Source organism: Paenibacillus sp. UNC451MF, from assembly GCF_000686845.1.
In the GTDB taxonomy this organism is placed as follows: domain Bacteria; phylum Bacillota; class Bacilli; order Paenibacillales; family NBRC-103111; genus Paenibacillus_S.
Genome location: NZ_KK366025.1, coordinates 60,346 through 84,957 on the forward strand (window position 1 = coordinate 60,346; position 24,612 = coordinate 84,957).

Annotated in this window: 21 protein-coding genes and 1 pseudogene; 5 read left to right on the top strand and 17 right to left on the bottom strand. The window is 46.1% G+C overall.

Annotated elements, in window-relative coordinates:
* The 8 genes from BP97_RS0132785 to BP97_RS0132820 all read right to left on the bottom strand — a co-directional run bounded on the left by BP97_RS0132785 (position 1) and on the right by BP97_RS0132820 (position 7,670).
* Positions 1–672 (bottom strand): amino acid ABC transporter permease, encoded by a 672-nt coding sequence (locus BP97_RS0132785; protein WP_028552852.1) that lies wholly within the window; start codon positions 670–672, stop codon positions 1–3.
* A 24-nt stretch (positions 673–696) separates the two neighbouring features.
* Positions 697–1,539 (bottom strand): amino acid ABC transporter substrate-binding protein, encoded by an 843-nt coding sequence (locus tag BP97_RS0132790; protein ID WP_028552853.1) that lies wholly within the window; start codon positions 1,537–1,539, stop codon positions 697–699.
* A gap of 3 nt (positions 1,540–1,542) precedes the next feature.
* Complete coding sequence (locus BP97_RS0132795; protein WP_036746985.1) at positions 1,543–2,061, bottom strand: GNAT family N-acetyltransferase; 519 nt, start codon at positions 2,059–2,061, stop codon at positions 1,543–1,545.
* A gap of 45 nt (positions 2,062–2,106) precedes the next feature.
* Positions 2,107–3,432 carry an LLM class flavin-dependent oxidoreductase gene (locus BP97_RS0132800; protein ID WP_028552855.1) on the bottom strand — a complete coding sequence of 442 codons (1,326 nt, stop codon included), beginning with the start codon at positions 3,430–3,432 and terminating at the stop codon, positions 2,107–2,109.
* Between the two features lie 265 nt (positions 3,433–3,697).
* Positions 3,698–4,690 carry a phosphotransferase gene (locus tag BP97_RS0132805; RefSeq protein WP_028552856.1) on the bottom strand — a complete coding sequence of 331 codons (993 nt, stop codon included), beginning with the start codon at positions 4,688–4,690 and terminating at the stop codon, positions 3,698–3,700.
* Positions 4,691–4,975: 285 nt separating this feature from the next.
* Positions 4,976–5,245 carry an ATP-binding cassette domain-containing protein gene (locus tag BP97_RS41525; RefSeq protein ID WP_028552857.1) on the bottom strand — a complete coding sequence of 90 codons (270 nt, stop codon included), beginning with the start codon at positions 5,243–5,245 and terminating at the stop codon, positions 4,976–4,978.
* Positions 5,246–5,638: 393 nt separating this feature from the next.
* Positions 5,639–6,853: an MFS transporter gene (locus BP97_RS0132815; protein ID WP_028552858.1), complete on the bottom strand. Its 1,215-nt coding sequence runs from the start codon at positions 6,851–6,853 to the stop codon at positions 5,639–5,641.
* A 223-nt stretch (positions 6,854–7,076) separates the two neighbouring features.
* Positions 7,077–7,670, bottom strand: coding sequence for a TetR/AcrR family transcriptional regulator (locus BP97_RS0132820; RefSeq protein ID WP_028552859.1), 594 nt, complete (start codon positions 7,668–7,670; stop codon positions 7,077–7,079).
* Between the two features lie 146 nt (positions 7,671–7,816).
* On the opposite strand from BP97_RS0132820, the gene BP97_RS38300 reads away from it, so the two are divergent.
* Positions 7,817–8,977: a nitric oxide synthase oxygenase gene (locus BP97_RS38300; RefSeq protein ID WP_064745764.1), complete on the top strand. Its 1,161-nt coding sequence runs from the start codon at positions 7,817–7,819 to the stop codon at positions 8,975–8,977.
* Between the two features lie 106 nt (positions 8,978–9,083).
* On the opposite strand, the gene BP97_RS0132830 is transcribed toward BP97_RS38300, so the two are convergent.
* From BP97_RS0132830 to wecB, 7 genes are all read right to left on the bottom strand, one after another.
* A complete protein-coding gene (locus tag BP97_RS0132830; protein ID WP_442952410.1) occupies positions 9,084–10,595 on the bottom strand; it encodes an extracellular solute-binding protein in 1,512 nt (503 codons plus the stop codon).
* A 111-nt stretch (positions 10,596–10,706) separates the two neighbouring features.
* Positions 10,707–11,579 carry a carbohydrate ABC transporter permease gene (locus BP97_RS0132835; RefSeq protein ID WP_028552861.1) on the bottom strand — a complete coding sequence of 291 codons (873 nt, stop codon included), beginning with the start codon at positions 11,577–11,579 and terminating at the stop codon, positions 10,707–10,709.
* Positions 11,580–11,602: 23 nt separating this feature from the next.
* The gene (locus tag BP97_RS0132840) at positions 11,603–12,445 is read right to left on the bottom strand and encodes an ABC transporter permease (protein WP_231506544.1); all 843 of its coding nucleotides are present in this window, start codon (positions 12,443–12,445) and stop codon (positions 11,603–11,605) included.
* 343 nt (positions 12,446–12,788) lie between these two features.
* Positions 12,789–15,062: a helix-turn-helix transcriptional regulator gene (locus BP97_RS0132845; RefSeq protein WP_028552863.1), complete on the bottom strand. Its 2,274-nt coding sequence runs from the start codon at positions 15,060–15,062 to the stop codon at positions 12,789–12,791.
* Between the two features lie 157 nt (positions 15,063–15,219).
* Positions 15,220–16,308, bottom strand: a complete 1,089-nt coding sequence (locus tag BP97_RS0132850) for a Gfo/Idh/MocA family protein (RefSeq protein ID WP_028552864.1) — start codon at positions 16,306–16,308, stop codon at positions 15,220–15,222.
* 147 nt (positions 16,309–16,455) lie between these two features.
* Positions 16,456–16,944 (bottom strand): MarR family winged helix-turn-helix transcriptional regulator, encoded by a 489-nt coding sequence (locus tag BP97_RS38305; RefSeq protein ID WP_051621150.1) that lies wholly within the window; start codon positions 16,942–16,944, stop codon positions 16,456–16,458.
* A gap of 140 nt (positions 16,945–17,084) precedes the next feature.
* Complete coding sequence (gene wecB, locus BP97_RS0132860) at positions 17,085–18,257, bottom strand: non-hydrolyzing UDP-N-acetylglucosamine 2-epimerase (RefSeq protein ID WP_028552865.1); 1,173 nt, start codon at positions 18,255–18,257, stop codon at positions 17,085–17,087.
* A 315-nt stretch (positions 18,258–18,572) separates the two neighbouring features.
* Here wecB and BP97_RS41645 point away from each other — a divergent pair.
* From BP97_RS41645 to BP97_RS0132870, 3 genes and pseudogenes are all read left to right on the top strand, one after another.
* Positions 18,573–18,647, top strand: a pseudogene (locus BP97_RS41645) (MerR family DNA-binding transcriptional regulator); the annotation flags it as partial.
* 56 nt (positions 18,648–18,703) lie between these two features.
* On the top strand, positions 18,704–19,144 hold the full coding sequence (locus BP97_RS0132865) for an SRPBCC family protein (protein WP_028552866.1): 441 nt from the start codon (positions 18,704–18,706) through the stop codon (positions 19,142–19,144).
* The gene (locus BP97_RS0132870; protein WP_028552867.1) at positions 19,141–20,739 is read left to right on the top strand and encodes an MFS transporter; all 1,599 of its coding nucleotides are present in this window, start codon (positions 19,141–19,143) and stop codon (positions 20,737–20,739) included. The genes BP97_RS0132865 and BP97_RS0132870 overlap by 4 nt, the downstream gene beginning before the upstream one ends.
* Positions 20,740–20,831: 92 nt before the next feature.
* On the opposite strand, the gene BP97_RS0132875 is transcribed toward BP97_RS0132870, so the two are convergent.
* Entirely contained in the window at positions 20,832–22,625 is a 1,794-nt protein-coding gene (locus tag BP97_RS0132875; protein WP_028552868.1) for an alpha-L-fucosidase, read from the bottom strand.
* A gap of 144 nt (positions 22,626–22,769) precedes the next feature.
* Here BP97_RS0132875 and BP97_RS0132880 point away from each other — a divergent pair, with 144 nt between their 5' ends.
* Positions 22,770–23,633, top strand: coding sequence for an AraC family transcriptional regulator (locus BP97_RS0132880; RefSeq protein WP_028552869.1), 864 nt, complete (start codon positions 22,770–22,772; stop codon positions 23,631–23,633).
* A 19-nt stretch (positions 23,634–23,652) separates the two neighbouring features.
* Here the strand turns inward: BP97_RS0132880 and BP97_RS0132885 are convergent, their stop codons facing one another.
* Positions 23,653–24,606: a D-2-hydroxyacid dehydrogenase gene (locus BP97_RS0132885; RefSeq protein ID WP_028552870.1), complete on the bottom strand. Its 954-nt coding sequence runs from the start codon at positions 24,604–24,606 to the stop codon at positions 23,653–23,655.
* Positions 24,607–24,612: the final 6 nt, after the last annotated feature.

Sequence of the window (24,612 nt, forward strand, 5' to 3'; positions counted from 1 at the left end):
CTAGCTCTTATATGGTTTGCTCAGTTTACGCTCCAGCAGCTCCTGCAGGAAGCTGTAGATGATGGTCAACACCCAGTACACAATAGCGATAGCCGAATACGTCTCGAAAAATTTCAAGGACGCCGTTGCAATCATTTTCCCTTCTGCAAACAGCTCAGCCACACCTAAGGTAAATGCAAGCGATGTTTCCTTAACCAGTGCAATAAACGTGTTTCCTGTAGCAGGTATCGCATTACGGATCGCTTGAGGCAAGATGATGCGGCGGAAAGCCTGCGCTTTCGTCATCCCTACGGACAAGCAGGCCTCCAATTGCCCCTTTTCCACGGAATTCAAGGCTGCCCGGAAAATTTCAGCCAAATAGGCGGAGTTTTTCAAGCTCAATCCGATAATGGCAGCCGTTAATGAATCCATCGCGCTAAACGACGGAAACAATTGCGGAAGACCGTAATAAATCAGGAAAAGCTGTACCAGTGTCGGTGTTCCACGGAAAAAAGACGAATACAACGATGCCAATTGATAAATAACCGGAGTTCTATTTTTCGTCAGCATTGCGATAGCATAGCCCATAATAATTGCGAAAATCATGGACACGACTGCCATCATAATCGTGATCGGAATATATTTGATTAGGATTGGAAAAGCTCCCAACATCGCCTGTACATCAAAGTTCATCTCTTTCACACACCGCCTAAAATCTTATTTTGCGTTTTTAACTGTCACGTCTTCGCTGAAATATTTCTCGGACAATGTTTTCAAAGTACCGTCCTTGCGAAGCTCGTCCAGTGTTTTGTTGAATTCTTCTCTGATTTTGGCATGCTTCTCGTCTTTCGCGAATGGGAAGCCAACTTCTTCATAGACGAATGGCTCGCCTGCTAGCTTCAGTGGCAGTTTATTCTTTTTAATTTGAGCAAGCAGAACGTTCCGGCTGTTCACATAAGCATCCACACGACCATAGACTACGTCGTTCATCGTTCCCTCTTGGGACTCGTAAGTTTTAATTTTGATTTGCTTGTCCGGATCCTGCTTTTCAAGGTTTTTGGCGTGATTCGAGCCAAGAACGACAGCGACCGTTTTGCCTTTCAAATCGGCAACGGATTTAATATCATTGTTGCTATCCTTAACAACAACCTGAGATCCTGCATAAGCATAGGTTTGGGAGAAATCATATTTCTGTTGACGTTCAGGAGTGATAGCGACCTGGTTGGACACTGTATCAAGCTTGCCCAGCTCCAGTTGGGCCATAACACCGCTGAACTCTGTCAGCTGCCATTCCACTTTGTAGCCGAGCTTTTTGGCAATAGCTTCAACCACCTCTACGTCGAACCCTTGAAGCTTGTTATCTTCTTTATAAGCATATGGATAGCTTTGGCCCGTTGCACCGACACGCAATACTTTCTCTTCTTGTGGAGCAGCCGAGTTCGTGCCTCCTGCAGCACCTGTGTCCGATTGATTTTTGGAGGCAGTGCCGCATGCCGCTAGTACGAATAGTAAAGTAATCATGACTGCTGCTGTCCAAAGCTTTCTGTTATTCTTTTTCATATGTTAATCTCCCCTGTTGTTTGGTTGAATTAAATCGGCTCGCAAAATTTTTCGAAGGTACACAGTAATATGTCCTTTACCCAAATCCTTTTCACCGATACGTTTGTATCCTTTGCGCTCATACATTTCGATTAACCAAGGGTGCTTATCCGCAGTACCCAAAGTTACAGCCGGTGCTTTTATCGTATCGCGAATCACCGTTTCCTCTACCCAGGTAAGTAAGGTTGAGCCAACTCCCTTTTTCCCAAGAGTCGGATCTACTGCAAACCACCAGATATGAGGAACACCTGCGGGACCGGGCTGCAACCCCCACGGCATTCTAATTGACACCGTTGCGATAATCTTACCGTCCTCTTCCATCACATAGCAGGCGTTGTTGTTAATATTCGTCAACACTGTCTCCAGATCCGCGGTAGCTGCCGTAAAATGTATGCCCAGCTGACGAATCGGTTCGTAGGCCGCATGGGATAAAATCTGAAGCTCCGGCGCATCTTTTTCTGTAGCTAGTCTGAAAGTCGTCACCCTTATGCACCTCTCTTATTCGAATAACTTATTTTCAACCTTGCTTTATTTATGATAACGATTGGCTGGTTCAGGAATACCTAAATGCTGTCTTAGTGTGCTTCCCTCGTACTCCTTGCGGAACAATCCGCGTTCTTGCAATATCGGAACGACCTGGTCGACGAACAGATCCAATCCTTCAGGCAGTAGCGGCGGCATCAGGTTGAAGCCATCGGCAGCCCCTTGTGTAAACCATTCTTCCATCTTGTCTGCCAATTGGATCGGAGTGCCAACAAAGATATGATGCCCGCGGGAGCCAGCAATATATTGATAAAGCTGTCTTATCGAAAAGTTTTCCCGTTTAGCCAGATCTTTTATTAGTTCGAAGCGGCTTTTGACCGCGTTCACTTCAAGATGATCAAGATTAGGCAATGGCCCATCCAAAGGATAAGGCGACAGATCAAATCCTCCCAAGTAGCCGGACAATATTTTCAACCCGACAGAAGGAATAATGAGATCCTGCAGCTCTTGATACTTTTGCTTGGCTATTTCTTCGGTCTCACCAATGATAGGGAATATTCCCGGCATGATGCCCACTTCTTCCGGTGCCCGACCATAGGAGATGACTTTGCTCTTCACACTCTTATAGAAGGCTTGAGCATCCTTCAAATTATTTTGTGTCGTGAAGATCAGCTCAGCAGTCTTGGCTGCCAGATGCTGTCCAGGCTCGGAAGAACCGGCTTGAATCACAACAGGATGTCCTTGCGGTGGTCTAGGTACATTCAATGGCCCTCGAACCGAAAAGAACTCTCCTTTATGATTAAGCTCGTGGAGCTTGTCCGGCGAGAAGTATACCCCTGCTTCTTTATCTCTGATCAGAGCTCCCTCTTCCCATGAATCCCACAAGCCTTTGACTACATCGACGAATTCTTCTGCACGCTCGTACCTTTTGCTGTGTTCCAAATGCTCTTCTTTGCTGAAATTGAGTGCCGTCAGTTCAATGGAGGAGGTCACAACATTCCACGCGGCTCGTCCGCCGCTAATATGATCGAGAGAAGCAAATTGGCGCGCAACATGAAACGGCTCGCTATACGTTGTGGAAGCTGTTGCCGCTAAGCCGATCTTGCTGGTAACCTGAGCTAATGCGCCCAGCAGGGTGAACGGCTCGAATCGTGCCAATACGTTCGGATGGGAATCCGGTGTGATGGATAAGCTATCTGCAAGGAACAGCATGTCCAGCTTACCGCGCTCCGCCGTTTTGGCCAGATCCTTGAAATAATCGAGATTGATGCTCCCATCAGCTTGAGCTTTCGGATGACGCCATGAGGCAACATGATGGCCGGTTCCAGCCAAGAACACACCGATTTTCAAATGCTTCTTCTCGTTAGTCATAGATGATCAAGCTCCTTACTATATATCAGATTGAAATACTAGGAATTAAAGCGTTAATTAACTAATTATTTACAATTTCGACAGATTATCTAGTAATTCGACATACTACAAAAATAAAAATTCGGTAAAAAGGTTACCCCTTATTTACCGGCTGTTTTAATGTCGATTAATTTAGTCGGATTAAATAATTTATTTGCTTATTTTATATCCAGACCTATATGATGTCAAGGCTTTTATTCGATGCATATCATGTTAGATCAATCCTTTAATTACTCACAGAAGGACATGCTCCTATAAATACTTCCTGCAACTCATGCCAATGATCGCCGATCCAGATCAACTCTTCAATAAAACGGCTCATCGGCTTATTCGTGCTGTACATAGCATGAACCCATTTGAATTCCTTATACCATGTAAGCTTAATAGAGCGCACCAACTGCTCTTCACTTAAACGTGCATACTCAGTGTAGCCCTCCACATAGGCTTTAATGCTATCAATCGGAATCGTATTTGCTGAATAAGAGCAGGAGAGCAGAGCACGTGATATATCAAAGTCTGGATAAACGTAATGAACACGATCGAAATCCAAAATATCCGCGAGCCGATCCTCATGAAACATGAGGTTATCTACATGCATATCCCAATGGGTCCAACCGGGTGTAGAAGCTTTCAGCTCGTCCAAGCTCAGCTGCTCCAGCAGCCTGCTTTGCTTTTCAATTGCCTGGGCATACCTCACATGATCGGCAGCTAACGTCTCTTGAAGGTTTTTGTCCAGCCGCTTGTGCATCGCCTCTTTGGACGGGAGTTCCCACTGTAAGGATTGAGTAGAAGGCAAGTTCTCTCTCATCCATGCATGCATAAAGCCCGTTGCTCTTCCCAAACTGAACATCTGATCCTTGTTCGCTTCGCCAGCTTCGATATGCTGTCCTTTGCTAACGCCGCTAACCATGTATTCTTCTTCCGATTTTGTAACAAGGATAGGTTCGCCTGCATACGAATACACCGGCTGGCACAAGCCTCCGGCATGATGAAGTGCATCCTGGTATTTCAGTGCTTCCCTCGTCTTAGCCAAGCCTTTTTTGTTTCTTGCTTTGCCGAACTGTTTGACAAAAACAGGTCCATTATCCGTGTTCATGATCCTGCACAGATTTCCGTTGCCCTTCGGACTTGGTGTTGCGGATAAAATTCTCCAACCAAATTTCGACTCCATATCCTCTACGATATCATCTTGTACTAGAACAAAATTGAACGGATCCATCGTTACCCACTCTCTTATATAGACCATTAGTGTTCGTTAAATCGAACATAGACTGCAAAAAAAGTACTTGGTCAAAGACCAAATACTTTTTATTCTCAATAATGAATTTATATCAAATTTTTCCATAATTATCAATATATTTTTTCAGTGATTTATTGCACTTATCTAGGAACGTTTCAGCATGTTCTCAGCTCATTTCACTGCTGAATCAGCTGCTGGAACTGTGATCTTTTTTACCCGCTGACGCTATCGGATCACTGAGCTTACTCACGATCTCCGTAAGCTTCATCTCCACTCTATGGAGCTTCTCCATGTCATTGTCGCGCAGCTTGGCTCCTTGCCGCCTCCCACTCTCCTCATATTCTCTGTATGTCCCTTCATAAGAGCAACAGCTTTATCTGATATCTGCAATATCCGTCCAGCTGTTCGTTCAATAAATTGTCGGTCATGCGACTCCGTCAAGCCGGCGAGAATATTTAATAAAGACGTCTTCCCTGCCCCATTCCGTCCCATAATGCCGATCCGATCCCGCTCATCCACACGCAGACGCTCCACTGCAAATCTCCTACTCTTTATTGAATTCCATTGGCTTCTAAAATAATCACAAAAAAACCTCCTTTATCCATTTCTGGACAGGAGGTCTATCGGTCTTTTGGTGTATAAGGAGTACCGGCATACCAACAGACGTCGGCAATAAGCCTCAGTCATTGCTTCTGCAGTAAACCGGAATTCTACACACAAAGATATCCCTCAAAAAGCCCGCACCTATCCCTATCCAGAAACATCTGTCGTTATTTAAAATGATGGTTTTCGTGGAAAAAGGAATTAGTGCTTCATCGGATTAAAGGTCACCCTTTCAAATAAAGATTAAATTAAACATTGCTTGTTGCAGTTGCAGTATCAAGTCTGACCATTGCCCATTCTAGACTGCTCAACCACTTGTCATGATTATTGAGCATCGGCTTTCAATTCGCCTCGAACATCTCTCGTTCTGCCCTTCATTACCGACAACGCAAAGCTGCCAAGCAATATAATAGCACCAAAAATATAAGGGAAATCCAAGTGAACATCGTATAAAATCCCTGCCAACGCCGGACCAAAAATATTGCCGAGACTCATATAGGCATTATTCATTCCAGCAACGAAACCTTGCTCTTCTCCTGCCATCTTGGACAGCAGCGTATTGATCGCAGGTCTCATGATCGACGTAAATGTAAAGAAAAACAACGTTACGAGCAAAATGTACCAGAAATTCCCGGATAATAGCATAAGGATCAACGAAGCCGCAGACAACAGGAAGGTACTGTTAATTAACGTACGCTCTCCGAATCTGCGAATCAGCTTGTCGATCAGAACAGCTTGAATAATAGCTCCGATCAATGCGCCTACTGTAATAAGAATAGAGATGTCACGTGCGGTGAAGTTATATTTCTTATCTACAAAGAGCGGGAAAATCGCTTCAAAATTGGATAAACCAAAGGTTAATGTAAAAATAAGCAGTAGAAAAATGAAATACGGAGCTTTGAAGGACTGCGCGAATTGTTTGAACATACTTACTTTCTGAACCACTTTATTGCGGTTAGCCTGACGAATTTCTTTCGTCAAAGATTCCGGCAGCAGCAGTAAGGAAGAAACCATTGCCACAGCACCTACTCCAGCAGAAACATAGAATGGAGTACGCAGACCAAGCTCCGCTAGGAACCCGCCGATCCCAGGGCCAATGACAAAGCCAAGCGACATAGCGGCGCCCAGCAGCCCTAGACCTTTACCTCTCTTCTCTTCCGTTGTCACATCGGCAATATAAGCCATGATGGAAGGAATCATTGAAGCGGCACCGATTCCCCCGAGCAAGCGGGATAAGTATAGAACCCATACATCCGATGCTGCCGCGAATAAAAAATTGGATAATGTGAAAAGTGCCAGACCAGAAACGATCATAACTTTACGGCCGTATTTGTCCGACCACTCTCCGGCGATGGGGGAACACAAAAATTGTGTAAGCCCGAATGCGGCTACGAGATATCCCGCTGTTTTACCGCCTGCTCCGAATTCCTTCAGAAACTCCGGCAGTACAGGAATAATGAGACCGATCCCCAGCATGGCAATAAACATATTCGCCATAAGCAGCATTAGAGGGGATACACGGCTTTGACTTGTATTCATAATATAATTTTCTCTCCCTTTACTATCAGCTTCCATCCGTTTTTTTCTCTATATTTTAGAACGGTTCGTTTTCACCTTACCTCATAGATTGACTTGTAGTCAAGTTGTGAAATTATTCTAAAAAAACTTTCCGGAGCACAAATTCCGTTAACACAAATAAGCCGGCCCTGGGTTATAACTCCATTAACAGGCCAGCAAATCTACTTATTATGCTTAATTGGTTTTATCTAGGCTGAAAATAATGTAAAATGCTCTGAGAATCCGACTTTACGTACAGCTCCTGCCTTTCGCTTAAACATGAAGCACGAATACAGGACATGATGAATAAAGCGTGCTCCTTTGGGTTCCCGTCGAGCAGCTCACCCTTCCTCTGCCCTTCCGCAAATATTTCAGCTATCGTATCCAGATTGTCGGTAATTCGTTTACGAACCGATGCCTTGATATCTTCAGCAATACTTTCAGAGGTTAGCATTTGATCGACGAATATTTGATGAAACAGAGCATCTTCCCACTTATTTTTTAGCATATGGTCAACGAGAATCTTCAGTTTCTCTAGAGGCGAAACCGGTAAATGTATCACTTTCTCTATAAGTTCCCTCATACTATTTAAATTTTTATTAATAAGAGAAGCATAAATTTCTTCTTTGGATTGAAAATAGTTGTACACCAAGCCGTGGCTGATCCCCACTTTGGCGGCAATATCGGATATTTTGGTAGCGTCCAAGCCTTTTTTGGCAAAAAGCTCTACGGCTACAGATAATATTTGTTCGCATCGTTCTTTACGGGCTTCCTGATCCCGCTCCACATTACGCGGCAATCTTATTTCACTCCCTTAAAAGGTGACAGTTTGACAACATCATATATCCGGTTCTTAAACTTGTCAAACCTCTATGTGGCAGCACCTATTCAAATACAGTATAGTAGGAATGACGCAAAAGAACTTACGAAAGTAGGATCAGCCGTATGAACAATAAACAGCTAGACGAAGCCATCTCCTTCATCCGTGCGAGTTATACCGAGAACGGAAAACAGCCCGAGGAAACGGAGCGGCGGATACAAGAAGTCACGGCGAGCATTAACCAAACCGGAACTTATTCCCATACTATAGATGAACTGCGATTCGGTGCCAAATGGGCATGGCGGAACAACAGCCGATGCATAGGAAGGCTGTTCTGGTCGTCGCTTGAAATCTTCGATCATAGGGATCTCCTGACCGAAGATTCTATTGCACAGTCTCTGTTCGAGCATATTGAATTCGCCACGAACGGCGGCCGTATTCGACCCGCTATTACCCTCTTTGCTCCTGAAACGGACAAGCAGACGATCCGAATCTGGAATCATCAGTTGATTCGTTATGCCGGATACGAAACAGATAAAGGGATTATAGGTGATCCTGCTTCCGTTGCCTTCACCAAGCAGTGTTTACGGCTAGGCTGGCAAGGTAAGCGCACTCCCTTCGATATACTGCCATTAGTTATTCAAATTGGCATGAGTGAACCAAGATGGTATCCGATTCCTCCAGAGCTTATATTGGAGGTTCCGCTTACTCATCCAACCATAGAGCGTTTTGCCGAGCTGGGCTTGAGATGGTACGCCGTCCCATGTATTTCGGACATGCGCCTAGAAATCGGAGGATTAAGCTATACGGCTGCACCGTTTAATGGATGGTACATGGGAACGGAAATCGGCGCCCGAAATTTCTCCGATACAAGCCGCTATAACCAACTGCCGCTTATTGCGGATCTTATGGGGCTTGATAGATCTACGAACTCCTCTTTATGGAAGGATCGAGCATTGGTTGAGCTTAATGCGGCTGTGCTTCATTCTTACAAAAGCAATGGTGTCAGTATAGTAGACCATCACACTGCGTCCGAGCAGTTTATGCGTTTTGAGAAGCAGGAGCTTGATGCCGGTCGCAAGGTGAATGGTAAGTGGTCATGGCTAATTCCGCCGATGTCGCCGACAGCAACTCCGATATGGGACCATTATTTCACAGAAATCGAGATGAAACCGAGCTTTTCCTATCAGCCTGTCCCCTATGCTTCAGATGAAGCTCAAGTAGACCACAAAAATACATCAGCTATAGTTACCGCGGCCGCACATGGCTGTCCTTTTCATAGATGAATCCGGTTAGCGGGTTATTCATTGACAGGTAAAATCAGCAAGCCCCTCTGTTGTCTTAATCAACATAAGAGGGGCTTGTTTTACATTAGGATTGCCGGATATCTTATTATTTCTTTTTCATCTCCTGATAGGCCTTCAGCATCTCATCCTGTACCTCTTTACCGCCGATCTTCATATACTCTGCCACCATATCGTCGTATAGCTTATCAAAGTCGGCAGGTTTCGCCGTCATTGTTTTTACAGTGATTTCCACTCCCTTATCACTAAGCGTCTGATTATACTTGATTTGTGCTTCGATCGGCCTGTTGAAACGAGCCGGAAGCTGACCGTCTGTATCCCCTACTTTGATACTATCCATAGTAAAATCTTTATACTTTGGATCAGCCGCATTCGCCTTCAATGTTTTTTCGGGATCGCCCATATCCTTACCGTTAATCATCATGCTGTAATCTAGATAGTTGTACATAATCTTTTTCGCTTCGTCCGTATCAAGGAAGATTGGAATACCATCGTCGCCTTTTTTGTAGGTAACCCCCTCTGTGCCGTTCTGCAAATCAAAAATCACTTTATAATCCGACATCCAGTCCAGCCATTTTATCGCTTCAACTGCCCTTTTACTTGCTTTTGGGATCATGATGTGTGCAGACAATGGATGGTAGATTTGTTTGACATGCTTGCCTTCATAGTTGGTGAATGGATCGACGGGAAGCAATGTGGCTGCCGGTACGTTTTTCTGCAGAGTGGAATAGTAAGCCTGATAGACTGGCTCATTCGTATTGGTAATGGCGAATCCGATCTGTCCGTTAACCAGGTCCGCCTGGAACTTCTTACCGTCTTTGTCCAAAGCGAAGTCAGGACTGATGAGTCCTTCGTTATACAGCTTGTTCAAAAACTTGTAACCATCCTTGTTGCCGGGCTTCATCCAATCGGGCAGCGTGTAGTACTCTTCTTCCGACATTTTCTTCCAGAAGGTGCGAACGAGGGGATCGAGGTTATTATTATAACGGATACCGTAGGGGATGACCTTGCCGCCTGTTCCGCCCGGATCCTTTTCTTTAAACGCCTTCAAAACTGAATAGAACTCATCCGTCGTTTTGGGAGGCTGCATACCGAGCTTATCCAGCCAATCTTTTCGAATTATCGGGGTGCTCGAAGCAAGAATAATCCGCTTTGCTGGAATCGTATACTGCTTACCGTTAATAACTCCGTAGTTGAGCAGCTGGTCGCCCAAATATTTTTTCAAGTTAGGCCCATGTTGATTAAGCAGATCTCCAAGGTCGGTTAATCCGCCCTGCTTTACCCAGTTTTGTACGGCAGGGTCGCTGTAAGTGAAAATAATGTCCGGCGCTTCATTCGCTGCCATCAGAACGTTCAGCTTAGGCACTTCCTCCGTCCGGGGAACCGATACAAATTCCAGCTTAATATTGTTCGGATCGCCGAACTTCTCCTGCATATATTTGACGAACCAGCTTTCAGTCAGCGGAGGCGCACCTGGCGGCGTATTACCACGATCGAAGAGCTCGATTTTGAGCGTTACCGGATTGCCCTTTTTCCCTCCGTCACTTGTTCCTGCAGCCGTGTTGTTATCGGAGCAGGCTGCAATCGTTAGAACAGGCATAAGAATGGCGAGTAAACTGGCTGTTGTCCTTTTTAACTTGTCCATACGCATATGGATCAACTCCCTTTTGGAATGTTGTCGAACTAGGTACCCTTTAATTCGAAACATCGGTTAGCCTTTTACCGCACCAATCATCATCCCGGATATAAAATAGCGCTGCAGCCATGGATAGACGAGCAGAATTGGAATGGTCGCGAACATTATGCTGGCAGCCTTCAAGCTCTCTGGAATAGGAGCGAGCGAATTCATGCCTTCCGTTGCCGTTGCGTCGCTCATCTGATTGGAAATAACAAGCTGGTACAGCTTTAATTGAATGGGATACAGATTTTGATTCGTGATAAAAAATAACGCGTCCATGAAGCCGTTCCACCGACCTACCGCATAGAACAAGCTTAACGTTGCTAGTACAGGCAAGGACAGCGGCAATACAATCCGGACTAAGGTGCCGAAGTGCGAGCTCCCATCTATCCGGGCTGACTCCTCAAGCTCTTCAGGAATAGAAGAGAAAAATGTTTTCAAAATGATCAGATAAAATGCGTTAATCATGCCTGGCAGAACGAGCGCCCATATCGTATTCGTCAGCTTCAATGTTTTGACGAGCAAATATTCCGGAATCAGGCCCCCGCTAAAAAACATCGTAAATACAATCATGAGCAAAAAGAAGTCGCGGCCTTTCAGCCTTTTTTTGGTAAGCGGATATGCCGCACAGATGGTCATGATCATGCAGGTGAGAGTGAACAGAACCACCAAACCAATAGTGAACAGCAGCGAGCCGATCATCTTGGCATCACGGAAAACGGTTTGATACGCAACTGTGCTCCATTCCACCGGAAACACCGTCACTTTGTTTGATAAAATCGCAGCATTGGAGCTTAACGATACCGAGGCCAAATGAAGAATGGGCACCAGCGCCAAAAATGACGCTATCGCTACAAACGCTATAATGAATGCGTCGAACAGCTTGTCTATACGTCCTGTGTTCATTGGTTTCTCAACAACCCCTTCCCTTACCAAATGCCTTGATCGGTCACTTTCTTAGAAATGTAATTGGAGGATAACAGGAAGATCAGCCCGACCACCGCTTGGAACAACCCGATCGCCGTTGCTATTGTAAATCTGGCGGATAGAATCCCCACCTTGTACACAAAGGTACTAATAACATCCGAAACATCCGTTACTAGCGGATTGCTCATGACAAATGGTCTTTCAAAGCCGATGCTCGCCATATGTCCAATATTAATGATCAGTAGAATGATGATCGTAGGCTTGATGCCTGGGATCGTAATATCCCAAATTTTGCGAAGCCTTCCTGCTCCATCAACGTCTGCCGCTTCATACAGCTCCTTGTTAATGCTCGTCAGTGCCGCCAAGTAAATGATGGTCCCCCATCCTGCACTCTGCCATACTCCTGAGCCTACATACGTAATGACCCAATAGACAGGTTCAGTCAAAAAAGGAATCGCTTTCATTTCTGCGGATCGAATGATAATGTTGACCAGTCCCGTATTGGTAGCCAACAGCTGGTAAACCATCCCTCCGATAATGACCCAGGAAATAAAATGAGGCAAATACAAAATCGTCTGAGCGCCTTTTTTAAACCACTTGATACGAATTTCATTGAGAAATATCGCTAAAATAATCGGTGCAGGAAATGACACAACCAGATCCAGAAGGTTTAACAGCATTGTGTTGCGAAGCACTTTGTAGAAATCCTTCATTAGAAAAATTTCGCGGAACGCATCAAATCCAACCCATGGGCTGTTCATTATGCCCTGAAACATGTTGAATTCTTTAAACGCAATAGTGACTCCGTACATCGGGATATACTTGAAAGTGATGAAGTACACCATAGGCAGCAATAGCAAAGCATACAGCTGCCAGTCCTGATTAGCCAAAAACTTGATTGTTTTTTTCTTAGCAAGAGGTTGAGCCAGCTCGCTCTCCACCACCGTCTTGCTGCCGAGTCCGGACATAGAATTCCTCCATTCCTCAAACGTCATTGGGCAAGGTATTTACCTGCTTTTCACAGTAATGCATTCTTAACAAAATGGTCAATTTACATGAATCGCCGATTAACAATATGTCATTTGGATGCTCCCCAAACCTTTAATTAACATTTTGTCAGAAGCATTTAACATTTTCGTTGAGCACAAAGATCGCAACATGATCCCATGATTATTTCGTTAATCCACATTAATCTACTGTGCTGCGGACTGTGTCCGTCTTCCTTCTGTAGTCTCCGGGCGGCAGCCCAAACATATTTTTAAACGCACGATGGAACGATATCGCATGCTGATATCCTACCCGCTCGGCAATATATTGGACTGGGAGATCCGTTTCAAGCAGCAGTCTGCTGGCTTCTTCTAACCTTACTTTTAACATATAATCGATGAACTTTTCACTGAACTCTTCTTTGAATAGCTTGCTTAAATAGCGCGGATTCATCTCAAAAAATTCACTCAGCTTCATTAAAGATAAGTCAGGATCGGCATAATGAACATCAATATAGTGCTTTACCCGAGACATCAGCAGATGATTGCTGCGAACCGACCTCACTTCGCGTATCCGCCCTTCTAGTTCGGATAGAAGTGTACGTACCTGTACATGCCATTCATCCAAAGTCAGCGATTTTGCTGTTACGGCTTCCAGCTGGGGCAAATAATCGTCAATCCACAGCTGTTGAACTTCTCCGGGCATCTCAGCCCATTCCTTATGGAATTGATATAATAAGAAGTCCATCATATGCTGTATATCCGCTTGGGAAAATAACCCTGTCCGCAAGCTGAAAGCAAGCTTGTCCAAATGAACCTGCCACTGCCCGTCATCCTGACGAAATGACTTGGATAGTGTAGACAACAGCTGCATTTGCGAGAATACACCCGCTTCTCTTTCTCTTTTACAACGAACATCCGCCTTATCCATTAAACTATTAGTTCCGAACAAGGGTTTAAGGGACAACCTTTCCCGCGCCTCTTCATAAGATCGCGTAGCTTCTGTGTAATCGGTGATTTCGGTGCCCAAACCGACAGATACGCTGAACTCTAGATTGGTTGATATCCAATCCTGCAGCTGCTTCATGCTTTCGACAGCTTGATCACGATGAGTTCCCTCTTGGTCTTTCCAATAAAATACAATTGCCATTTGGTGCGGCTCCAGCCATTCGTTCCACAGAACTACATTGCCAGATTGGGCGATTTCCTGCAGTACATGACTCACAGTAAATTTAAGTAAGTACTGATCACTCGGACTATAGCTTCCTGTAAATGCCAGATACCTATCAATTTCCATTACGGCAATCGTTAGCTTCTCAAAATTGGCCGGCACCTGCAGCTTATGCATCTCTTTCCTCCACTGCATCTCGCTCATCATTGTGCTTCCTTCCAGCCATTCGGCTAAGCACTGCCTTTTGCGTACCGGCAAATCATCGTGATACAGCTGCTCATACTGCGAAGACTTCTCGATCAGCCCATCGATGGCTGCTTCAATAAACTTCAGTTCATTCTTGGCGGGTTGGCGTGCTAACTCTCCGCTTTTGCGCTTTGTATAATCTTGAATTCGTCCTGCAATCGTATGAATCGGCTTGAAGTTGCGATGAGTCACATAAGTGAACCACACAATGCCGGCTACGACAGCCGCCAGTCCGACAAATATCCAAAATTCATGAAACAAAGAGAGCAGCGACAGCTGCTTATTGCTCTGTCCACCGGATATAAAATACCAGCCCGTGTAATCCGATGCTTTGCGCTTTAGGTCAGTATTCGTGTCCTCGTTCAGTTCTCTGGCTTGCTGAGTGTTAACTATATCAAAGGGCTCCCGATTGGGAGCGATCAGACGAATAAATCCGGCATCATAACGAGTTAAATCCTTAATAAAACCGACCAGTGAGGGCACTCGGATGTTGATCACAACCGCCCCTTGCTTATCTCCAGTCACTGGATAATATTTGTATAAGCTAACGACACGTTCGCCACCCGCTTCATGATTGAATTCCTTAAAATAACGCGGATTCGTCCAACCTGCCGAATAGGAGCCTTTCCGGTAACTATCGAGCAGAAACTCGCTGTCTCCGAATTGATCTAAAGAGGACAATCCGTTTCGTGTTAATACTTTACCCGTGGCTTCGTTATACATGTAGATGGAATTGGAAAAAGGCAGCATAGAGGATAGGTCGTCCATTTTCCGTGAAATAAGAAAATAGTCATATACCGTTTTGCTGCCGTCATCTTGAAAAAAAGACGTGATTTTTTCATTCACATCCATTTCCTTGATCAGCATACGCTCGGCAGCCTTTAGGTTATTGTCCACCGCTTGCATGACTTTGGTGGCTATAGCTTCATCGGTCAGAGAGATTTGTCCTTTGGCAGATTCGTTCAATGCAGCGAAGAAAGCAAAGATCAGGATGGAAATAACGAGAAAAAAAATCGGAGCATAGGACAACAGTATACGGTAATACCAGCTCATTCTCATCCTTACAATCCCCCTAAGATATCATGGTTTATCATCAGTTTATTACAACATTTTTGAATTTGTTGTAGAACGGTGGCAGATAGAACGACAAAAAGACACTTCCTTAGCACCATTTTTCTGTGCTAAAAAAGTGTCTCCGTGGAAGACCGATCCAGCCTTAGGCTTTCTCCGACCATGGCTGCAGGACTGAGGTCACGGTCTCCCCGCCGGTTGCTGCTTGCTGTATAAGAAGATTTAAATAGTGATCTTGAGATGCGTCAGCCAAGCTGTAGAATGGCTTGCCAGTACGGACATACTCGTCCATCCTCAGGAGGCAGGTGGCGACTGCGATTTCATCGTCCGTTAGTCTGGCCGGTGCTAATGGATTCTGATAAACCCACTGCTCTCCTGCCAATATTCCTTTATGGTAATAGCCTTCCAGGTTTCCGTTTTGCCCGGCATCCTTGCGGAGCAGCGGAGTCTCGATAGGGGTCAAGTAATCTAGTAAATAGGTCATAGTCTCATTAACGATCTCACCGCGCTCACCACGTATAAGCACTCGCTGTGATCGAATCCAAGAGAAATATTGGTCGCCCGTGAAATCGAAAATGCCTAATCGTCCGCTTGCAAATTGCAAGGAAGCTATGGTTTGCTTGGAAACAACCGTTTGCTCGGAAGCAGGCGCTCCCATACGGTTAGGTCCTGCTGTGAGCGGTGACTCGAACGTGAAAGCTCGGATCACAGCCGGTTCATGGCCCGCGCCAAGCCACTGGCGCATCAGCGAAATGCCGTGGTAGCCATGTGCTGCCGATACCTGTACTTGCGATACTTGACCGAGTCGGCCAGATTCAATGCATGCCTGCCGGGCTGCATGCAAAGGCTGGAACAGATACTGCTCCGCCACTTGTACGCGAGCTTCAAGCTCTCCAAGCCTTGAGTTCAGCTTCAACAGAGCCTCCAGATCCGGAGCTGGGGGCGTTTCGGACAATGCTGGGATCCCGCGCTCTGCAAGCTGTTCCAGAATAACGGGACAAGACGCCCATGATACGGAAACAACGACGAACGAAGGTGTCTCCGAATGCAATAATTCTTCCAGTGTTGCATATCCCCGCACATCCCAAGCTTTTTCGATAGCATGCCGTTTAGCCTCATCCCTTACAACAACTCCCGCGATCTCGAAACGCTCAGGACATGCTTCAGCTATCCGCAAATAAAACTCTGTTCGCCAGCCACCGCCAATAATAGCGAATTTGATTTTATAGTTCATCCTTACCTCCCATGACACGGCTGACTTCGCCGATTCGAACTACCTCAATAATACCTATCAAGTGCCTTTAATTTCAAGCTGAGGTAAGGCAGCTGCGTTAAAATGGGAGAAATCAGCATCGTTCATTTTGTCATGACTATCTCAGTTTCATCTACATCTGTGCCAATGAAGTCGACTACATCCAGAAGTACTTCCGAATATCCAATTTAAATTATGGTGAAGCCGATGGCTAAAACTATACAGCATCTGCATCTCCTTCTCAGAGAATCCATCGAACAACAATTTTAAATGCGCTCGCTGTAAAGATGCTGCCTCTTTCAACAGTCGTTCTCCTTTATCCGTAATGCTTAACAGCATAATGCGCTTATCATTTTGAGGTCTTATACGGTTGATGTAGTTCCCTTTTACCAGTTTGTCGCATACGGCTGTCATTGCTCCTGCAGAGAATTGAAGCCCTTTTGACAGCCGCCCGGCCTTCATTGGCCCTTCCTGCTTCAACCTCGTCAGCACATGCAGCTGCTGAAGTGTTACCGTATCCCCTATAATCACTTTGTCGCGCTCAGCTACATATTTTCTGATCATAGAACGAAACTGGTCGTCCAACTGGACGATTGTAGAAAGCGGAGCTGCGTCCATTCAATTACCTCCTTCCACCTTCAAATATAAAAAGACCCGCGAAAATCATTCAGTCATGCTGAATGTATCGGGGCCATTGGTTATTCCAGTAGGCTTGCTTATTTTTATACTAAAATACATCTATCACAAAAATTATCACATCAATTCCTATCAGTCAAGTGTGAATAAAATGGTTCAGGCTGCTCAGACAGCTGTCCGAAATAATAAGCCAAATAAAGTGCGATACGCTTGGATGCATGACCATCTCCGAATGGATTTTTGACATTAGCCATTTCAAGATACCGCTGGGGATCTTGAAGAAGGATTGCAGCATTGTCATAAATGGACAACTCATCCGTTCCTGCTAGAACAACTGCATTAGCCTCGATAGCTTCAGGCCTCTCCGTTGTATCACGCATTAGTACTAAAGGTTTATTGAACACCGTCGTTTCCTCTTGAATTCCTCCCGAATCACTCAATATTAAGTAGGAGCGTGACAAGAGATTGATCATATCCGGATATTCGATAGGCTCGAGCAGATGAATTCTCTCATGCCCGGATAGTATAGGAATTGCGATTTCACGAACAGCAGGATTAAGATGGACTGGATAAATGACCATGACATCGGGGTGGTCGTCTGCCAAGCGGCGAATAGCGCTGAACATTTGTCTCATCGGTTCCCCTAGGTTTTCCCGACGATGAGCTGTTATAGTAACGATTCTGCCAGGGTGCTGAATTAGCTTATTCAAGCTATCATTTTGAAATGTGTAATCAGACTTTTTTGTCAATATTGCAGCATCAACAGCCGTTTGACCTGTGACGAAAATTTGGTTGGATGAGAATCCTTCCCTTAGTAAGTTATCCCTTCCTACTGAAGTGGGTGCAAACAGTACATCCGTCACTACATCAACCATTCTTCTATTGACCTCCTCAGGCCAAGGAGACCATTTGTTATGCGACCGTAATCCGGCCTCAACATGCCCTACGGGAATTTGATGAAAGAACGCGACTAAACTGCCGCAAAGAGCTGTTTGTGTATCCCCGTGCACCAAAATCATATCGGGCTTGTCTTCTGCAATGGCTTGATCCAATCCTTTAATGGCTGCTGATGTAAAATAAGCTAGCGTTTGATTTTCTTTCATTAGATCAAGATCGATATCTGGAATAATCTTAAAATGGGACAGCGGCTGCTGAAGCTGTTCTCGGTGCTGGCCAGTAACAACGACCTTCGTTTCAAACCATTCGGGATACTTCCTAAGCTCCTGAACCACCGGACACATTTTAGTCGCCTCTGGACGAGTTCCGAAAATGAGCATGATTTTTTTCTTTTTCATGTCAATCCCCCTTTAATATGTATGGCATGAAATACGGTAACAAGATTAGAATCGCTTACTTTTCCAATTATTACAATTATAAGTCACTGATATCCATCTGATAGATCATCAATGAGTCATTATCCAAGCTCTAGCTCCGTGTCCGAAAAATTGATTCTATGTATTCCCGCAAGCATTCCCCCAAATTCTGATGCAGCATTCCATTATTTAAAAATTTCACTTTGTGCACTTGAACCTTACGTAACGGAATGTCTTATGATGTGGATACCGGTAAAAACCTCGCGCGAAAAAAGGGGATGATCACGAAACGGGGAATGGAAAGCTGGAGAACTTGCGAAATTAGCGGGATTAACGGTTCGAACATTTCGATACTACGACCAGATCGGCTTGGCGACTATCTTGGCGAACATCCATTTAACGATTTCCTAGAGAGGACAAAATAAACCATGAACGAACGATCTGTAAAGTACTCTACCTTTGTTATCGAGAAAAAGTATAGTGCCTCGCCCGAGCGGGTATTCTCCGCCTGGTCGGACCCGTCGGCCAAAGCCCGGTGGTACCCGAAAGCCGACGAGTTCGACTTTCGGGTTGGTGGTCGAGAAATCAACCATGGCGGCCAACCGAACGGTCCGATTTATACTTTCGACGCTTGCTACCAAGAGATCGTTCAGGACAATCGCATCGTTTATACTTACACATTGGACCAAGGGGAGATACGAATGTCAGTCTCCTTGACGATAGTAGAAATTAAGAGATCAGATAACGGCACTCAACTCATCTACACCGAACAAGGAGCTTTCTTCGATGGTCACGATCTACCAGAACAACGCGAGCACGGCACAAAATTTATGTTAAATAAGCTAGGCTTGGAGCTGAAGAACGAATGAAAAACGCCTTGCATGGAATTGAGATGAAGGCCGGCATAAGGGATTGGACAGGGCTTGCGGTACTAGCTCTGCCCGCCCTACTTGTCTCGATCGATCTCTCCGTAATGATTCTCGCGCTGCCGCACATCGGTACCGACCTCGGCGCCGATAGCGCTCAGCAGTTGTGGATCATCGACATCTATGGATTCATGCTCGCCGGGTTCTTAATCACCATGGGGACGCTGGGAGATCGGATCGGCCGCCGCAAACTGCTGTTGATCGGCGGGAGCGCATTCATGATAGCCTCGATACTGGCTGCATTCTCCCGAAACGCTGAGATGCTCATTGCAGCCCGCGCAATACTCGGTATAGCCGGAGCGACTGTATCGCCTTCTACACTAGCCTTAATTAGCAACATGTTCCGTGACCATAAGCAGCGCTCCCTTGCCATCGGCATTTGGTTAACGTGCTCTATGGGAGGCATGGCGCTCGGGCCTGTGGTTGGAGGTATCATGCTAAATCACTTCTGGTGGGGCTCGGTGTTCCTTCTGGGCGTGCCGGTCATGTTGCTTCTACTAATAACCGGACCCATGTTGCTGCCCGAATACCGGCACCCCGAAGCCGGACGGCTAGATTTGACCAGCGTTGCGTTATCGCTGGGTGCCATCCTGCCGATCATTTACGGCCTCAAGGAAATCGCTAAGTACGGTCTGCAGATGGTGCCTGCGCTGTTAATACTAGCGGGTTTCGTCCTAGGCACGGTGTTTGTGTCGCGGCAGCGCAGGCTGACGAGTCCTCTACTCGATTTACGCCTGCTCACGAGTCCCGGATTCGGCGCTGCACTGGGGGGCATGTTCGGTATTACACTGACAGGAGGAACCATGCTCTTTATCGCGCAATACCTCCAATTCGTGCAAGGAATGTCGCCGCTTCAGGCAGGATTGTATACGCTCCCTGGGGTAATTGCCTCGATGGTCGGTATGTTTTTCTCACCGCTAATCGCACGCCGGATCCGACCGGCGCGCCTTATCGGAACGGGACTACTGATATCGACCGCGGGCTGTTTTCTGCTAAGCCAGGTGGGGGTTGAATCAAGCCTCATGTTGCTGGTGCTCGGGTACATCTGCTTCAATATAGGTTCAGCCCCGCTACCAAGCCTGTCCAGCGACCTTGTCATCGGCTCCGCCCCGCCGGAGAAGGCAGGATCGGCGGCCTCCTTGCTGCAAACCAGCGGCGAATTCGCCTTCGCATTGGGCATCGCAGTCTTAGGCAGCATCGGCACGGTCGTTTACCGCAACCAGGTAGCGAACTCTATTCCCGCCGAATTGCCGGTGTCCGCGATACAAGCTTCCCGCGACAGCTTGGCCGGTGCCACGGCTATAGCGGAAGGCCTATCCGAACAAGTCGGCAAGACACTGCTCACGGGGGCACGCGAAGCCTTTACGAGCGGGATGCACGCCGTTGCTGCAGCCAGCGGCGCCATCATGCTGGTTACCATCATCCTTATCGTTACGCGGCTTAGGCACGTACGACCAATAGGAGAGACTCAGTCTAACCAAGCCGGTAGTAGCCTTCCAGAAGTTGCACCCGGCGCTGCCAAAGAATCAAAAATATAACCACTGATGCATAGTTGCCTCTATATGTAGGAAAAACCGGGAATTCGCATCCAGCGAATCTCCGGTTTTCTATCTTTACTTTTCCTAAGTTCCTACTCAGCCAAAGGCTTCAGTTGAACTTCTTTCAAATTCATCAACGCTTCGCCGGTAATCGAATCCGCGCTTACAGTCAATCTATAGTTTCCCGGCTGCTCCAAGCGGATAACGCCGAGCGTTTCTTCGATGAAGGTATACCCATCGCCTTTTGCAGAGACTTGACCCTGAAGCTTATGTCCCGCAGTGTCAACGGTAAAGGTACCTCCCGCTATACCTTCCTCCGCACCATAGACTACCTTGACTTCATAAGCACCTGCTTCCGCCGCGCGGTATGTCCAGCTGATGCTGTCCGATGCGTTCGTCCAATTCGTTACGACGTCACGACCTGCTTTACCTGTATCGTAGCGGAGTTGATCCCCTTCAATGTCTCCGTCAAATGCACCGAACACATTTATATAGTCGTTGTGATGCAGACGTTTGATCGGATTCGCATCGACGGCTCCCTCCATTTCCACCACAACAACAGTAGCATTCGGATCGAGCGGAGCGGCAGGTACGGAAATTGCAATATCCTCCTTGTTCAAACGGCTATGGTCTAGTGGAGTTTGCTTAGCATCCGCCAGCAAATATGCTTTTGTAGCATTATTTCTCAAGCCAGGAACAATCAACTCACCGCTAGCAGGCCAATCAAATACATGCAGATACAACGTTTGTCCTTTTGCCGTGCAGCGTCCCCATTGAGGCTTACCTATCGGACTACCTGTCGTTCCATACACACTCTCACCATTCACACTCATCCATTGTCCGATTCCATGCAATATTTCGGTGGATTTTTCGTCGAATTCGCCTTCCGGTGTCGGTCCAACATTAAGTAAATAGTTGCCGTTCAAGCTGAACACATCGATCATGTTATGCAGAATGCTTTTGACCGATTTCCAGTTATGGTCCGTTTTTTTATATCCCCAAGAATTGTTCATCGTATGAATCGATTCCCAGTCTTTACGATTAATCCGGATATGAAGCTGATTGTCTCCCGAATTGCCGTAATCCCCAAATCCATCCCTTCTTACGCGGCGGTTGACCAAGCAATTCGGCTGGAGACTGCGCACAAAATCGACAAAGCGTTGTCCCTGCTCGTCGGTAACTTTGTGTCCGCAATCGAACCAGATGACCGCAACATCGCCATATTGCGTCAGCAGCTCCTTAAGCTGAGGAAACGCTTTTTCATTCAAGTACCGTTCATAACGGGTCCGTTTATCTTCATCGTCAATCCAGGACTCCAGCGTATCCCAAGCCCCGATATTGTTCGGGTAGTCATGAGTATTTCCTTGCGAATCAGGGTGATGCCAGTCCATCGAATGTGAATAATAGAAGCACAGCTTCACGCCATGCTTGTGACATGCATCCGCCAAATCCTTCATCGGGTCACGTCCATACGGTGAACGCCTCACGATATTGAAATCGGATACCGCGGAATCATACAACGCAAAGCCGTCATGATGTTTAGCCGTAATAACCAGGTATTTCATGCCTGCCTCTTTAGCTGCTTTCACCCAAGCATCTGCATCGTAGTTCACCGGATTAAAGTCTTCGGCAAGAGTTTCATATTCTTTTACAGGAATTTGCCCTCTCAGCATAATGTGCTCACCATAAGCACCCGGTACTTCTTTGCCTTTCCATACTCCGCCTAACAGCGAGTACAATCCCCAGTGGATGAACATGCCGAAGCGTGCATCTCTCCACCAGGCTAGCCTACGGTCTTGAACCTCTTCTGTATATTCCGTTACGGCCGTTACCGACTCGACTGCTTCCGCTTCAGCGTTATCCATGTACATGTCTTTTTTAGTCATAAGAAACCCTCCGTTATTTTTCTAACCGTTCTCCTCTATTGTACGCCGGGTATGCTATAATCCATATGGACGCGGTTAACTCCTATTTGTACGAAACTAACCTTTTTCAAGACTGCATTTTTCAAAACAAGGTGGTCTATATCTATGGAAACTCAAAAGTTTATGGCGATAAGTCACTTTTTGGCTGAAGTTAAGGTTGAGCTTATGATTTCGATGCTCAGCAAATGCAAGCCCAACTGGGTTCAAGGTCCTTTCCTTCCGACGTACAGTAAAGTCTATTACATATTGGAAGGGGAAGGCAGAATGATGATAGGCGGTCAAGAACTGTTCCCTCAACCAGGACAGCTTGTATTCGCTCCCGCAGGGCTCTCGCAATTTTTCTCTGTAACCGACACGAACCATACCTATAAAATGTACTGGTGTCACTTTACGTCCAACATAAGCTTTTTGAACTTATTCACTTTGTTTCAGCTCCCGTTTTGCATTACATCGACAGATTCTGCGGCTATCCTAACAGCCTTTGAGAAACTGGTATATGAATCCAGAAGGGCCAACGGTCCCGCCAAATCGATTCGTATCCAATCGGCACTGCTGGAGGTGATCTCCTGTTATATTGAACAGGCCGTGCAAGCTAAGCCTCAAGTTCCCGCTACACTCGCAAGTAATAAGCTGAGTACTGCACTCCAATATATTGACGCTAACTTAACCAAAGATATGACAGTAGCGGAGCTATCCGAGCTCGTACATCACCATCCGAATTATTTCATCCGTTTTTTCAAAAATCATTTGGGCATGACACCAATGGCATTTATTTATGAAAGAAGATTGGAGAAAGCGAAGCAGCTTCTAATGGCCTCTGATATGACCATTGGGGAAATAGCTCAAGCAACGGGGTTTCATGATATATTCCATTTTTCCAAGGCGTTCAAAAAAAGAATCGGAGTAGCCCCATCCGAATTCCGCAGCTGGCCGCGATCTTCCAACAGCCGCGAAAACGATGAGGCTTAAGGCTCCGATTCATGCTTACTCAATATTGCAGATTGTAATCTACCCGATTCACAATCGGTTCATGTCCTTGTAGGTATTGCTGCAAATTTTGCATAAAAATTTCAAAAGCTCTCTCGTTATACTGATCCGTAGAACCCGAATTATGCGGTGTCATAATGACGTTCTCCAAGTCCCATAACGGACTTGATTCCGGCAGCGGCTCCTGCTCGAACACATCCAAACCAGCTCCTGCTATCGTTCCGGTTTGCAAAGCTTCTATTAAAGCTTCCGTATCTGTCGTACCTCCACGTCCGATGTTAATAAACATGGCTGTCTTTTTCATCCGCTCGAACTGTGCTTTGCCAAAACGGTGTCTTGTCTCGTTGGTCAACGGGAGTGTTACGACAACGTAATCACTTTCACGCAGAACAAGCTCCAGACCGTCGTTATCGTACATCTGTTCTACGAATTCACTCGCTCCTCCGGACCTGCGAATGCCGAGAACCGTCATACCGAACGCTTTAGCCAACCTTGCGGTTTCTTCTCCTATAGCGCCGACTCCGATTATCCCTATGGTTTTTCCATGGATTTCTCCAAGCGATCCCGTTCCCTTCCATTGCTTTTGAAGCTGATTGCGCATGGAGAGATGCAGCTTCCGAGTAAAGGAAAGCATCATACTGAAGATCGTTTCCGAGATGGGGTAAGCATGCACTCCACTGGCATTTGTCAGCATAATACCTCTAGAGGCAAATTCCTGTAATGGCAGCATATCTACGCCAGCTCCCCAATTTTGCACCCAACGAAGTCTGGTACCAGGCTGCAGGCATTCGGTTTCGCAAGCGGTTTTCCAATCGATAACGATTTCCGCTTCCTTCAGATGCGGGAGCCATAGCTCTTTTTCCTTACCATGGACAAGTTCCCAGCCGGGTGCCATTTGTTTTATTTGCTCTTCCTGCTGCGGAGTTAATGAATGAACACAGACCATTTTGGACATACTATC